General features: G+C 48.3%; 12 protein-coding genes. 6 read left to right on the plus strand and 6 right to left on the minus strand.

The window, feature by feature from the left end; translation table 11 throughout:
• The first annotated feature begins 41 nt into the window (after positions 1-41).
• The 3 genes from NOM72_RS13270 (at position 42) to NOM72_RS13280 (ending at position 3329) form a co-directional block, all read left to right on the plus strand.
• Positions 42-1115, plus strand: coding sequence for a site-2 protease family protein (locus tag NOM72_RS13270; protein WP_035395627.1), 1074 nt, complete (start codon positions 42-44; stop codon positions 1113-1115).
• A gap of 150 nt (positions 1116-1265) precedes the next feature.
• A complete protein-coding gene (locus tag NOM72_RS13275) occupies positions 1266-2654 on the plus strand; it encodes an MATE family efflux transporter (protein WP_023469663.1) in 1389 nt (462 codons plus the stop codon).
• A gap of 108 nt (positions 2655-2762) precedes the next feature.
• Positions 2763-3329, plus strand: coding sequence for a 3'-5' exonuclease (locus NOM72_RS13280; RefSeq protein WP_035395622.1), 567 nt, complete (start codon positions 2763-2765; stop codon positions 3327-3329).
• Positions 3330-3748: 419 nt separating this feature from the next.
• Here NOM72_RS13280 and NOM72_RS13285 read toward each other — a convergent pair whose 3' ends face one another.
• The 3 genes from NOM72_RS13285 to NOM72_RS13295 form a co-directional block, all read right to left on the minus strand.
• A complete protein-coding gene (locus tag NOM72_RS13285) occupies positions 3749-4864 on the minus strand; it encodes an NADH-dependent flavin oxidoreductase (protein WP_255999325.1) in 1116 nt (371 codons plus the stop codon).
• Between the two features lie 92 nt (positions 4865-4956).
• Entirely contained in the window at positions 4957-7047 is a 2091-nt protein-coding gene (locus NOM72_RS13290) for an MMPL family transporter (protein WP_255999326.1), read from the minus strand.
• Between the two features lie 69 nt (positions 7048-7116).
• Complete coding sequence (locus NOM72_RS13295) at positions 7117-7911, minus strand: hypothetical protein (protein ID WP_023469667.1); 795 nt, start codon at positions 7909-7911, stop codon at positions 7117-7119.
• Positions 7912-8026: 115 nt separating this feature from the next.
• Between NOM72_RS13295 and NOM72_RS13300 the strand changes: the two genes are divergently transcribed.
• Positions 8027-8200 carry a YycC family protein gene (locus NOM72_RS13300; protein WP_023469668.1) on the plus strand — a complete coding sequence of 58 codons (174 nt, stop codon included), beginning with the start codon at positions 8027-8029 and terminating at the stop codon, positions 8198-8200.
• Between the two features lie 46 nt (positions 8201-8246).
• Here NOM72_RS13300 and NOM72_RS13305 read toward each other — a convergent pair whose 3' ends face one another.
• On the minus strand, positions 8247-8729 hold the full coding sequence (locus NOM72_RS13305; RefSeq protein WP_023469669.1) for a site-2 protease family protein: 483 nt from the start codon (positions 8727-8729) through the stop codon (positions 8247-8249).
• Between the two features lie 182 nt (positions 8730-8911).
• Positions 8912-10918 carry a type I pullulanase gene (gene pulA / locus NOM72_RS13310; protein WP_255999327.1) on the minus strand — a complete coding sequence of 669 codons (2007 nt, stop codon included), beginning with the start codon at positions 10916-10918 and terminating at the stop codon, positions 8912-8914.
• A gap of 111 nt (positions 10919-11029) precedes the next feature.
• Here pulA and NOM72_RS13315 point away from each other — a divergent pair, with 111 nt between their 5' ends.
• The gene (locus NOM72_RS13315) at positions 11030-11524 is read left to right on the plus strand and encodes a YajQ family cyclic di-GMP-binding protein (RefSeq protein ID WP_023469671.1); all 495 of its coding nucleotides are present in this window, start codon (positions 11030-11032) and stop codon (positions 11522-11524) included.
• 109 nt (positions 11525-11633) lie between these two features.
• Here NOM72_RS13315 and NOM72_RS13320 read toward each other — a convergent pair whose 3' ends face one another.
• A complete protein-coding gene (locus tag NOM72_RS13320; RefSeq protein WP_023469672.1) occupies positions 11634-12419 on the minus strand; it encodes a 3-hydroxybutyrate dehydrogenase in 786 nt (261 codons plus the stop codon).
• Between the two features lie 121 nt (positions 12420-12540).
• Here NOM72_RS13320 and NOM72_RS13325 point away from each other — a divergent pair, with 121 nt between their 5' ends.
• A complete protein-coding gene (locus tag NOM72_RS13325) occupies positions 12541-13419 on the plus strand; it encodes a LysR family transcriptional regulator (protein WP_035395614.1) in 879 nt (292 codons plus the stop codon).
• Positions 13420-13459: the final 40 nt, after the last annotated feature.

Here is a 13459-nt window from a genome sequence, read left to right on the forward strand (position 1 = left end):
CTTAAGGAAGAACGTCACATGATGAAAGAAGGAATTTCACGATGGCTAAAAAACGTTGGGGTGGACTTGCTGTTGCCGGCGCCTTTCTCTTAACGAAAGGAAAGGTCATCCTTGCCTTATTAAAATTTTCGAAGTTTGGAGGCACTCTGATTTCGTTCGGAGTTTCGCTTCTCTTTTACGCTCAAGTATTCGGTGTCTGGTTCGGGGTCGGATTACTCTATCTCCTATTCATTCATGAGATGGGACATCTACTCGCTGCGAAACGACTCGGTTTTAAAACGGGTCCCGCGATTTTCGTACCGTTCATGGGAGCCGTCATCGGGATCAAAGATACGTTCCGGACACCAAAACAAGAAGCGATTCTTGCGTACGGTGGACCACTCGCGGGTCTCGTGTCCCTGATTCCGCTTGCGATTGGATACACTGTGACGGGAAATGACTTTTGGCTCGTCATCTTCCATCTCGGAGCTCTATTGAATCTCTTCAACCTACTTCCCGTCAGTCCGCTTGACGGCGGACGGATTCTTGCGGGACTTCCGATCATCGTTTGGGTTGCAGGTCTTGCTGCCTTGATTGCTTACGGCATCACGAACTTCAGCCTGATTCTGCTCTTGATTGCTTTCTTCGGCGGCAGTGCTGTCTGGAAACGGTATAAGTTCGCAAAACAATATGAGGCGAACCGATCGACCTTGATGTTATACCGTGCTGCACGCGAACGCGTCTTACGCGCAAAGGCGGAACAAGAACGTGCAAACGCGGAAGTCGCTCTTGCACCGGAAGTGGAGGAAGAACAAACGGTCGAAAGTACGTACGACCCGATCGCTTGGTCGCTTCGTCTCGATTTACAAGATTTGCGACAAGCGAGTCCGGAAGAGGCACGTCAGGAAGCGGACGATCTGTTACGGTATCAATATGATGCTGCGAACGACTACGATGCGTTGTTGCGACGAATCGATCAGCGGATCGAACCGCTCCGACTCGCTGAAGAGTCGGTCCAGTATCACCAGATGCCGAAAAAACAACAAACGATCACCTTACTCGCTTACTTGGCGCTCGGTGCCATTTTATTCATTGCTTTCGAGTACTCGAAAGGGTACTTGCCTACACCATCTTAAAACGAGTTCCATCGGATGCGCTTCATGGCGCATCCTTTTTTTATAAGACGAACACATTGACTAGAGTGATTTCTTGCATCTCTTCATAGAAGCGACTACTCTGAGTAAAACCCTACTTACCACTTGTCTAAAAAAGGAGGCTCTCCTTCCATGAATAAAAACACTGCCCGTTTGGGTGAAGCACCTATCAACCAGCTCTTACTTAGTCTCTCCTTGCCGGCAATGGTCGGGATGCTCGTCACGGCACTCTATAATATCGTCGATACGATTTTCGTCGCTCAAGGCATCGGTACGGCTGCCGTTGCCGCTGTCGGAATCGCTTTCCCCGTCCAGCTCGTGTTGATGGCAATCGCCAACTCGATTGGGATCGGGGGGGCTGCGATTGCGTCACAACGGCTTGGTCAAAAACAGACGGATGGTGCCAGTCGTGCTTATGCGAACGTCTTGATAGCAGTTTTCTTCATCAGTATGCTCGCCATCATCAGTGCTTTCATCTTCGTCGAACCGTTACTTCGTCTCTTTGGAGCGACAGATGAAATCATGCCGTATAGCATCGATTTCTTACGCGTCCTCTTGATCGGATCTCCTTTCTTCATGTTGACGATGGCGTCGAGTGCAATGTTACGCGCAGAAGGACGCGCGAACTATCAGATGCGCGTCATGCTGACGACGGTTGCCATCAACATCGTCCTGACACCTCTGTTCATCTTTGGTCTTGATTGGGGCATCCAAGGTGCTGCACTCGGAACAGTCGTTGCGCAAATCGTCGGTGCTGCACTTGTTTTCCGATTCTTCTTTACGAAACGTCGGCAAACGGGGTTAACACTCGATCGGAATGCTTTCAAACCCGATTTCCGTTTAACGTTTCGGATGATGCAAATCGGATCATCGTCGTTCATCATGCAAGTCTCCCAATCGATTTTGTTCATCACCGTCAACCACATGCTCGTCCGGTACGGTGGTACGACGGAACTAGCGACGTTTGCGGTCATCAATAAGTTCATGGCGCTCGTCGGTATGCCAATCATGGGAATCGTGCAAGGGATGCAACCGATCGTCGGGTATAATTTCGGTTCTCGGCAATTTAGCCGGATGTCGCTTGCCATCAAGTTGGCAATCCGTTACGGCTTATCGTTATCGATCAGCTTGTGGTTACTGATTCAATTGTTCCCTCGCTTCTGGGTCGGCTTGTTCACGGAAGAAGCAGCACTGCTGCAGGAAGGCTCGAGTGCGATGCGCATCTTATTCGCTTTATCGTTCGTCTATGGGATTCAAATGATTGTCAACGGGATGTATCAATCGCTCGCCAAAGCGAAAGTCGCTTTATTCTTGTCCTTGTCACGCCAAACGTTATACACGATTCCACTCGTTTTGATCTTACCCCTGTTCTTCGGTGTCAATGGTGTCTGGTTCGCTTTCCCGATCGCTGATGCGATGGCTGTCTTGACGGCCCTTGTCTTCGCCTATAAAGATCGCGTTCTATTATTTAAACCGGAGGAGTACGTCGCAGAGGAACAAAAAGTCGCCACCGCGAAGTGACTGGAATGGATATCAGATCATCTGCCTTGCAGATGGTCTTTTTTAATGGACTTCTATAATACGAACATGTATTCTGTTACTAGTGAATGACAGAAAGGAGTCTGCTGCATGTATACATTAGCGATTGACTTTGAAACGGCAAATCGGAATAGCCGAAGCATTTGTGCGTTTGGTTGGTCCGTTCTCTCCAACGGTCGCGTCACGGAGAGTAAACAGGTCTTAATCAATCCAGAAGAGAACTTCGATGCTGGAAACATCCGGGTCCATGGAATTCGTCCGAGTGATGTCTTCGATGCACCGACGTTACCTGAAGCGATGGAAGCACAGGGCTTATACGATTTAATCGCAGGTGCTCAACTGGTCGTTGCCCACAATGCATCATTTGATATGGGGGCGCTCCAGAAAGCGATTCAAAAATACGATATGTACCAGATGCCCGCTTTCACCTACGGCTGCACGGTCAAATTATCCCGCAAACTGTATCCGTGGTTGCCGAACCATCGATTGAATACGATGGCTGAATTCCTCAACGTCTCTTTCCAGCACCATGACGCGAAAGAGGATGCCTACGTCTGTGCCTTGCTCCTAAACGATATGTTGGAACGAACGAATCTACAGGATCCGGTCTCCTTGCATACGTTTTGTGGCGTTCGGATGGGACAGGTTGCCTATTAATAAACAAAAAAATTGTAGACAACAGGGCTGACTCCAAAAAATGACGCATCTTTTCACGCCCTTTCCTCAGGCGAGACACAAGCCAGTTTTCCCGCTCTATTCGAGCAGAAAACGGGTCTCGTTTGTCTCTGACAGCGCATAAATGCGCTTTTTCCTGTAGGAGTGGCGTGTAACGCGTTATTCTTTTTTATCTAGAAGAAGGATCCGAGAAGCGTTTTGTTCACTCGACATCGCTTCCTAGGGAAAAACAAGCAAGAGCGACCCTGCAGCGAAGCGAAGCGGCGCGATGCTTGTCCCAGGAAAACGATGCGAGACGAACAAAAAAGCGCAATCCTTCTCGTTAGAGAAAAATTGCACTTTACCTTCAGTCTCAAAGCACTCTAGACACGAGATCTAGAGTGCTTTTTGATGCTGTTCTATTATTTGCTTGTTTGTTTGATCGGGAACCAGCCTGGACGACTTGTGATGCCTGCCCATAATGCATCTGGAACGACGAGTTCTGCTTGTGCTTCTGGATCAAGTTCTGTCCGGATTGACGCAAGGTCACCCGCTTCGACTTTCTCAACCCATTTCGGTTCCATGATCAGTTCACGACCGAGGGCGATCATTGGAACGACAGCCAAACCTTGTTCGACTTCGTCCGCTGTGTGCAGCGATCCAACACCGATGACAGGTACTTGTTCGCCAACACGTTCTTGGACGAGCGTGATTGGTGATGTCGTTGCATTTTCGTCACGAATTGAACCTGCGAAGAAGTCCATCACGGAAACGTGCAAGTAATCGAGGTCTTTTTTCGCCAGCTCATCGACTAGTCGCATCGTATCATCGAGTGTGATTCCTGGATTTTCGATCTCTTCTGGAGAGAAACGGTATCCAACGATGAACGAAGGATCCTGTTTCGCGACGGCCTCGACTGCATCTACGACTGCTAATGGGAAGGCGAGACGTTTTTCTAAGCTGCCGCCCCACTTGTCTTCGCGACGGTTTGAGTGTGGTGAGAAGAATTGTTGGATCAAGTACGTGTTCGCACCATGAATCTCAACACCGTCAAATCCAGCTTCCATCGCACGACGTGTCGCCTGAACGAATGCTTCAATGATTGCTTCAACTTCTTCCGCCTCTAGCGCACGAGGTGTCATTGCTCCTTCACGTACAGGTGCGACAGCACTTGCACTGACTGTTTGCCCACCGACGAGTTCTGGTGGTGCCATACGACCAGCGTGGAAAATTTGTAAGATCGCTTTTGCGCCTTTATCTTGAATCGTTTTTGCGAGTCGCTTCAGACTTGGAACGAGATCGTCACGATGCGCACCGAACTCATTCGGGAATCCTTGACCGTCTGCCGTGACATTCGCACATGCTGTAATGACCGCACTGACGCCGCCTGAACGTTCTGCATAGTACGCGAGTTCCGCATCCGATACTTCGCCGTTCTCTTGTGCTGCATAGTTCGTCATCGGTGCCATCAAGACGCGGTTTTTCAGCGTCACACCGTTTGGTAATGTAAATGGTTCAAACATTGCTTGAGTTGCCATGAGTGAAGTGCCTCCTCTAATTTCTTGAATTGAATATCGACAGTATACGCTCGTCTTCCTCCGAATAGCTACTGATGTGCTTACGCGATGTGTCACTTGCGAATCGCTTTACGACGACCACCCGGCCACCACCAGTTCCAGTGACCAAATAGTTTCATCAGTGCGGGGACGAGTAGCATCCGGACGATCGTGGCATCAATAAAAATCGCAAGCGCGATACCGACGCCAAGTTGTTTAATTGGACTGACGCCCGTGAAGGCAAACGCTCCAGTGACGACGATCATGATCAAGGCAGCAGACGTAATGATCTTACTCGTCTTCGCAAGCCCCATCTCGGTCGCGTAATCGTTATCGCCCGTCTCGTCATAATATTCTTCCATTCGCGAGACGAGGAACACTTCATAATCCATCGATAAACCAAAGACGAGTGAGAAGATGAAGACCGGTGTCAGAATACCGATCGTCTCCTGTGGAAGAACTGCACCGGACTCAAACAAGATGACGAGTAATCCGAATGTCGCCCCTAGACTAAGCAAATTCATCAGAATCGCCTTGATTGGGATCAAGATGGACCGGAACGCAATCAGCAGGATGATGAATGTCGCCAAAACGACGACACCGACTGCTAGTGGGAGTTTCGATTCAATGGCATCATAAATTTCCTGATTGAAGGCTGCCGGTCCCCCGACAAGATAACCGTCCGCTTGCATCTTTCGCACCCAGTCTTGCGAAGCTGCATCCCCCGGGTCCCCTTTTAAATTGACGTCAATTCGTGCTTGGTCGTTCTCTGACAGAAATGCCGTCAAAGCTTCGCGGCTGGCCGGAACAGCGAGTAACTGTTCGAGCGGAATCTGTTGCTGTTCGGCGATCGTTGCGGCGGATACGACGGAACGTACATCGGGATCCGACTCGAGTCGAATCGTCACATCTTCGATTTTTTCTCGTCCCACCTCTGAGGAAGCATCAGCAGATAAGATGAGGACGGCATCCGTTCCATCGTTCCCGAATGTTTTTTCCCACGACTCAAAAGCGAGACGCGACGGATAGGATTCCGGTAAAGCGGTCGCTTGCGGAATGTTCAACGTCAAGTCACGTAACGGCAATAAACAAGGTAAAAGAAGCAATAAAGATAGAATCGTCACTGCGACCGGGCGCTTCATGACGAAACGAGCGAGGCGGCGCCAACGATCTTCACTACGACCTGCTCGCTGCCGGAAGAGTCGTCCTTTCTCTAACACCTTCCCGAAAACGATCAATAGTGCCGGTAGTAACGTTAATGCACTGACGACTGCCCCGAGGACCGAAACGAGCGTCCCGATCGCAACAGCGCGGAAGACATCCACATCAATCAGCAATAGCCCGGCAAGTCCGACGAATACACAGATTCCGGAAAATAAAATTGAACGCCCTGCCGTCTCGACCGAACGGATCGCCGCCTTCCGAATATCTTGTCCGTCCTGCCGTTCTTCGCGAAATCGATTGACGTATAACAGCGAAAAATCAATTCCGAGCGCCAGCGAAATCATCGCGACCGCATTCAAGACGAAGATTGATAACTCTTGTTGCCCGGCGACGAAATAAAGAACACCGGCACCAAAGACAAAAGTAACGAGTCCCATGATCAACGGTAGGATGGCGGCAACCGGAGTACCGAAAACGAGTAGCAAGACGATCAACGCTGCTGGAATTCCAATCAACTCAGCCCGGATGAGATCATTTTTCGACGCTGTATTCAAATCATCGACGACGACTGGTTCACCCGTTAGTCGAATCGTTCCGGTATCATCCAGTTGACGTGTGACCGCAGTTGCCCATTTCGCATCAAGTGTCGGTACCCCGACCGTCACGTATCCCTTATCGTCCCGAATCGCTCGCGGATTTTCAACAGGACCAGTGACGTTCCCGACACCTTTGATATCACGGAAGCGCTCGACATGTTCCACCATCGTTTGTTGTAGATTCTCTTGATTTTCAAATAGAACGATGATCGTATGCGGATCCTGACCGAAGTCTTGATCGAGTACTGTCTCGACGCGTTGAAAATCACCGTCACGCGTAAATCCGTTTCCTTCTAGCCGATCGGGTAGTTGATAAGCGAAATATCCAAGCACGACGAGCAGGATTGCCCAAACAATCAACACTCCTCGAAAATACATACTCATCAGATGACCAAGCCGTTGCATGATGCGTCCCCTTTCTGTATAAACGTACAAAAAACATCCTTCTTGCTGAAAAGCGAAAAGGATGTTTCATTACGTCTTTTGAAAAATTTGAACCCATGTGTTGCCGAATGTCGCCGATGTCGACACGATCGCAAGACGTCGCGCCTCTTCATCGAGTAACACACTTTTGAGTAAAACGGAGGAATGGCATCCCTCGAACTTATATTTCAGCTGACTCTTCTCATACAAGTAAAAGCGAGATGAATCGGTGATCGAAAACAATTGGTGCCGGTGGTCAACGAGCGAGTACTCCGCGTAATCCGAAAAAGGAATAATCGATTCCTGATTCGTCGCGGCATCCCAAATCACATACCGTTTTTGTAGATCATCATAGGAGATGATCGTCGTAGGTGCGATGAACCGTTCGAACGTCAAACGTGTATCATATCCTCGCTCAATCAAGCGTCCGAACAACGGTGCCTCTTCATAGTTTGAGTACCGCCAGTCCCCTGTTTGAACGTTCACGCAGACAACATCCGTTTCTGCCGAATATAGGAAGATCTCATCGTCTTGCCACAAGAATAAATTACTGAACCACGCTTCGGAAAAAGCAGCGGGTCGCTTGATATAATCTAAATGCCCTTGCTCTAAATCTAGTAAACCAAAATAAGCTGACTCTTCAAATACGATGAACAATCGCCCACCGCCTGGCTCAATGTACCAGGAGAATGGAACATACGCACATGCTGTTTCCCATAGTGGTCTTAAATCCGCATCACATTTCATAAATCCGTGGCGATCTCGAAAAAGAAGCAAATCCTCCCCGATTCGATCGAACAGTGAGACGGATTCATGGAGTAACAGCTCTGCAGCAGGTTTATACATATGCATCACTTCCTACTTCATACGGTATCAACCTTCTCAGTTTCTCGCTACTATTGATGCGCTCGACTTGCACCTCCTGTTATACTAGCCTCATGGAAAAAGGAGGACGAACACGATGAAACCTTTACAATTATCAGCAGAGACGGCTGTCGAACTCGCAAAACGTCTGAACGTACCACTTGAACAACTGATGCATATGCCGCGCCATATCTTGATTCAAAAGCTCGTCGAACTCGAGCAAGAACAAGCGAAAACGGAATCTGATTCGTCTAGCGAATCGGAATCTTGAGTAAAAAGCCTCTTTTCCAATGATGGAAGGAGGCTTTAATCTTCGTTTAAGATTGTGGATGATAGTCGGATTTACCGTAACGGAAGACATTGATGATTGCTTTTCCGTCACTCGGATAACCATTCGGATGATCGATCGGGAAGAGGGAGAAAAAGACGAAATAAAACGAGAAATACGCAAATTGGTACGTAAAAATCGATGCCTCGAACACGCCGGCATAAATAAGACCATTTACGACTAAGATACTCACTAAGTTCGCGATCGATCCACCAGCGTAGACCATGATATTAGCAAACTTCGTTTCGTGACGTAGTGCCTCATATTGACACCATCCATCCCAAAAATAGATACGATTTAAACGAATCGGTCCGACACGGAGTAACGATTTTCCAGAACCGATATTGATCTCCATGTTTCCACCGAACAATCGGGCAAAAAAGTAATGCCCCATCTCATGAATCAATGTCACGATAGGCAACAATAAAAAGAACGACAAAAAGAATTTCCATAAATCCTCGAAACCAAACATACGCCGTACATCCTTTCATAAAAACAACATCCCATATACTACTTAAGAGGTTTTTTCCCGAAAGGTGACGCTTCAAACAAGGTTTCGATGAATTCAGGCAAGTCAATTTCATGACAGGCTGACATCGGACTGTCATCCACGCAAAAAAGGACGAAGCCTTATAGCGCTTCGTCCTTTTTGATTTAATCGGTTTTCTTACGACGTTTGTTCGCTGCGTACAACAATCCGATGATCGTCAGTGCTGCACCGCCTGCTACCGCATATTTCTTGTAATCCGCTTTTCGTTCGGCGATGACCGTCGTCGTCAATGCTTGGACGACCAACTGTTTCTCTTCATGCAGTCGTGGTGCGTGCAACTTAACGGCACCCGACTCCACCAACACCTCGAATTCACCGTTTGGCAATTCAATCGTGATATCCTCTTCCGTCGCATTATGGTAGACACGCTGCCGTTCGATGTATCCTTCATAGGTTCGTTTCAGTTCAAAGGCAATGACACCTTCCCCTTCTTCGAGGAAACGAAGATGCTTCTTGATCATCGCTGCGTTTGCGAGACGAAACATCGGATACTGACGACGGAGGGCAATCAATCCTTTGACGTACTCGACGGCCGGACGCTCTGTTTCCGCCCGTTCATAATCGAGACGATTGACGACCTCTCCGGCATTGAAGCTGTCACGAATTCCGTCCTTCGTCCGGAAGAACTCTTGTCCGGCATGGAGGAACGGAATGCCTTGCCCCGTCAAGATGATGGCATTTGCGAGCATTTGCCGTTTCCGACGAGTCTCTTCCGTATCCTCAGGGCGAGACACCGTTAACTTATCCCAAATCGTCAAATCATCGTGCGCTTCGACATACGAGACAACCTGATTTGGCTCATCGGCAAATCCTTGTGAAGAGACGTTACCGGCGATTCCCCGTTTGACTTCACTCGTCCGGTCGAATGCCCCACTGATGAAACCGCGGTCTTCCGGCGTTTGGACGTCGCCTTTGACCCCGTCCCGTAAACCGTTATTGAAGTGAGCGATTCCTGGCATCTTCGGTGCGTTGAAATAGTTCGCTTTTTCTTGCGGATCAAGTGGCGTATCGAGATCCCAGCCTTCACCGATGATCAGAATCGATGGATCGATCCGATCAAGTGCATGACGTACCTGATTCATCGTCTCGACATCATGCAGTCCCATCAAATCGAATCGGAAACCATCCAGATGGTACTCTTTCGCCCAGTACGTCACACAATCGAGAATGAACTTCCGCATCATCAGACGTTCAGATGCGGTATCATTCCCACAGAAACTACCGTTTGACAAGCTACCATCCGCCTCTTGACGATAGAAGTAGCCAGGAACGAATTGACCGAGCGGAACCGTTGCTGCATCATACGTATGATTGAAGACGACGTCCATGATGACACGGATCCCGCGATCATGTAACGCTTGTACTAATTGCTTTAACTCAAGGATCCGCGTTCGTGGATCATCTGGATTCGATGAGTACGAACCTTCCGGCGCAAAGTAGTTCACCGGATCATACCCCCAGTTATAGTTATCCGGGTCGTTCGGCGCTGTCTCATTGACTGAGCCAAAATCATAGATCGGCAGTAACTGGACATGCGTCACACCAAGATCCGCTAAATAATCAAGTCCTGTCAATCCGCCATTTGGTGTCCGTGTCCCTGCTTCCGTCAGCCCAGCGAACGTACCACGTGCGACGACACCACTAGCCGGATGACTCGTTGCATCGCGTACATGTAATTCATACACAACTGCGTCTTGCGAAGAATGGAACAGTGGGCGTTCTTCGATCCATCGTTCGGGTGTCACACTTGTCGGGTCAATTAACGCACCGCGTTTTCCGTTCGTTCCGACGGCTTTCGCATACGGATCGACCGCCTCGACTCTTTGTCCGTTGATGCTCGCTTGAAACGTATAGAAATAACCTTCATATGCTGCTCGATCGAGTTCAACGACGTACGTTCCCCGTTCGCCTGCCATCATCTCGACCTCTTCGACTTTTCGTGCGCGTAGTGTCTTGTAGAGACGAATCACGACACGTTCTGCCGTCGGCGCCCATAAGCGCACGCGAATCGCCGTCTCTGAGAAGGTCGCTCCTAAATCATTTCCACTATAGGCAAATCGCTCATCCAGTTCTTGCGGTGTGAGCGTCAACATGTCTGCTGTTTGTTTCAAAGCTAAGCACCCCTTTCATTTCATGGTTTTTATTATAACAAAATTTCAAAGCAGTGGACGCTTCCGGTATTCCTCTCTAAAATAGAGAGTGGAATGAAAGGGGAGATTAACATGGCAGCAAAAGATAATTCATTTGATATCGTGTCACAAATCAACATCGAGGAAGTCAAGAACGCCGTCCAGATCGCATTGAAGGAAATCACGAACCGCTTCGACTTCAAAGGTTCAAAGAGCGACATGAAGCTCGAAAAAGAGGATTTGATTCTAATCTCAGATGACGATTTCAAACTCGATCAAGTCAAAGATGTCTTAACAGCAAAATTGATCAAGCGCGAAGTCCCGACCAAAAACCTGCAGTACGAAAAAGTCGAACAGGCTGCTGGGAATACGGTTCGCCAACGTGTCATCCTTAAGAGCGGAATTGATCGTGACGATGCGAAAAAGATCAACAATGCCGTCAAGGAATCGAAATTAAAAGTGAAGACACAAATCCAAGATGATCAAATCCGTGTCACAGGTAAATCACGTGACGACTTGCAACAAGTCATGCAAATCGTTCGTGAACTTCCGTTATCGGTCGATGTTCAGTTCATTAACTTCCGTTAATCCACTCACGTCAAATTAGCTGAACGTTTTTGTTCAGTCCATCAAACAAAAAAGGGAGGTGCTTTCTGGATTGTATCCAAAAAGTACCTCCCTTCATTTATATCGTTGCTTACTGCGCTGTATAACCACCATCGAGAACGACAGCTTGACCCGTGACACCTGCCGCTTTGTCACTTGCAAGGAAAATAGCGTAATCCGCGATTTCTTTGACTTGGAGTAACCGTTGTTGCGGAACAAGTGGATAGATGACCTCTTCTAGTACACGTTCGAGCGGTACATTCCGTGTTTCAGCGAGCGAAGACAATTGGTTTTGGACGAGTGGTGTATCGACATATCCTGGGCAAATCGCGTTGACCGTGATACCCGAAGTTGCCCCTTCTAATGCTGCGACTTTCGTTAAACCGATGACGCCGTGTTTCGCACTGTTATAAGCAGCTTTCCCTGCAAAACCAATCAATCCGTTGATCGATGACATGTTCAAGATCCGTCCAGAGCCTTGTTTTTTCATGATCGGGAAGACATATTTCGTATAGAGGAATGGTGCACGAAGCATGATGCTTTGAAGCAAGTCGAATTTCTCAGTCGAGAACTCTTCGATTGGTGAGACGTGTTGCATTCCCGCGTTGTTGATGACGATATCAATCGTTCCGTAATGTGCGACCGTCTGATCGATACTTGATTTGATTGCCTCTTCACTTGTCACATCACCTGCGACAGCAAACGCATCGAAGCCTTTTTCACGAAGCGTTTCAGCAGAGCGTTTTGCAGCTTCTTCCTGAAGATCGACGATGACGACCTTCGCACCTTCTTGAGCGAATTCTTCAGCGATCTCAAGACCGATTCCGCTTGCTGCTCCTGTAATTAACGCGACTTTTCCTTCGAGTTGTTTCATCATGATGGATTCCTTCTTTCTTTATCTTTACGTGTTCGGTCTCTTTACTGTACGCTGATTGAAAGAATAATAAAAATGAATACTTGTTATGACATCTATAACTCAAAAGAATAGGAGAATACTGATGGATTTCCGCCAACTGGAATACTTTACGGAAGTGGCACGCTTCAAAAGCTTCACTCGTGCCGCTGAACATCTCCACGTCACGCAACCGACGCTTAGTAAAATGGTCCGTCACTTAGAAGAAGAACTTGAGATGGAATTGTTCGACCGGAGCAAACGACAAATCGTCCTGACGGATGCCGGCGAGACCTTATTGATTGAAGGTGAAAAGATTCTGCGACAGTTATCTGATCTGCCTTCTCATCTCTATGATGTCATGCATCTGACGAAGGGAACGATTCGTCTCGGCGTACCCCCACTAATTGGTTCGCTGTTTTTCCCAGGTCTACTGCGTCGCTTCGAAGAGATGTATCCGATGATTCAAATCGAATTAATCGAAGCCGGTGGACATGCGTTAGAAAAAGCGGTCGTCGCCGGTGAAGTCGATTTGATCGCAACGGTGCTGCCTTCGGATGAGCATTTAACGACACACCCTTTCATTGAAGAAGAACTCCATTTATTCTTACCGAGTGATCATCCACTCGCTGATCGGTCGATGATTGCGTTAGAAGAAGTTTCCGACATGCCGTTCGTCTTGTTCAACGAAACGTTCTCGCTCCACGATGTTGTCTTGAACGCCTGCCAAGATGCCGGATTTACGCCTAACGTGTCTCGGGTGAGCTCGCAGTGGGACTTCTTATGTTTACTTGTCGCAGAAGGAAATACCGTGACCGTCCTGCCGCGTTCGATCGCGGATCGCTTTTCGATTCGTGGCGTCAAAACGATCCCACTTGAAACACGAGTCCCGTGGCACTTAGGAATCGCCGTCCCGACCGGTCGCTACCAATCGTACGTGACGCGGAAATGGATTCAATTCGTCAGCGATATGTATTCCAAATAAGCATACCTTTCATAAAAACCATGTATTTGTAGAATGGGAA

The organism is Exiguobacterium sp. LL15 (assembly GCF_024436095.1).
In the GTDB taxonomy this organism is placed as follows: domain Bacteria; phylum Bacillota; class Bacilli; order Exiguobacteriales; family Exiguobacteriaceae; genus Exiguobacterium_A; species Exiguobacterium_A indicum.

Excerpts from the sequence above, each read along its gene's own strand:
- NOM72_RS13270 (WP_035395627.1), top strand. The coding sequence starts at position 42 with ATGGCTAAAAAACGTTGGGGTGGACTTGCTGTTGCCGGCGCCTTTCTC.
- NOM72_RS13275 (WP_023469663.1), top strand. The coding sequence starts at position 1,266 with ATGAATAAAAACACTGCCCGTTTGGGTGAAGCACCTATCAACCAGCTC.
- NOM72_RS13280 (WP_035395622.1), top strand. The coding sequence starts at position 2,763 with ATGTATACATTAGCGATTGACTTTGAAACGGCAAATCGGAATAGCCGA.
- NOM72_RS13285 (WP_255999325.1), bottom strand. The coding sequence starts at position 4,864 with ATGGCAACTCAAGCAATGTTTGAACCATTTACATTACCAAACGGTGTG.
- NOM72_RS13290 (WP_255999326.1), bottom strand. The coding sequence starts at position 7,047 with ATGCAACGGCTTGGTCATCTGATGAGTATGTATTTTCGAGGAGTGTTG.
- NOM72_RS13295 (WP_023469667.1), bottom strand. The coding sequence starts at position 7,911 with ATGTATAAACCTGCTGCAGAGCTGTTACTCCATGAATCCGTCTCACTG.
- NOM72_RS13300 (WP_023469668.1), top strand. The coding sequence starts at position 8,027 with ATGAAACCTTTACAATTATCAGCAGAGACGGCTGTCGAACTCGCAAAA.
- NOM72_RS13305 (WP_023469669.1), bottom strand. The coding sequence starts at position 8,729 with ATGTTTGGTTTCGAGGATTTATGGAAATTCTTTTTGTCGTTCTTTTTA.
- NOM72_RS13315 (WP_023469671.1), top strand. The coding sequence starts at position 11,030 with ATGGCAGCAAAAGATAATTCATTTGATATCGTGTCACAAATCAACATC.
- NOM72_RS13320 (WP_023469672.1), bottom strand. The coding sequence starts at position 12,419 with ATGATGAAACAACTCGAAGGAAAAGTCGCGTTAATTACAGGAGCAGCA.
- NOM72_RS13325 (WP_035395614.1), top strand. The coding sequence starts at position 12,541 with ATGGATTTCCGCCAACTGGAATACTTTACGGAAGTGGCACGCTTCAAA.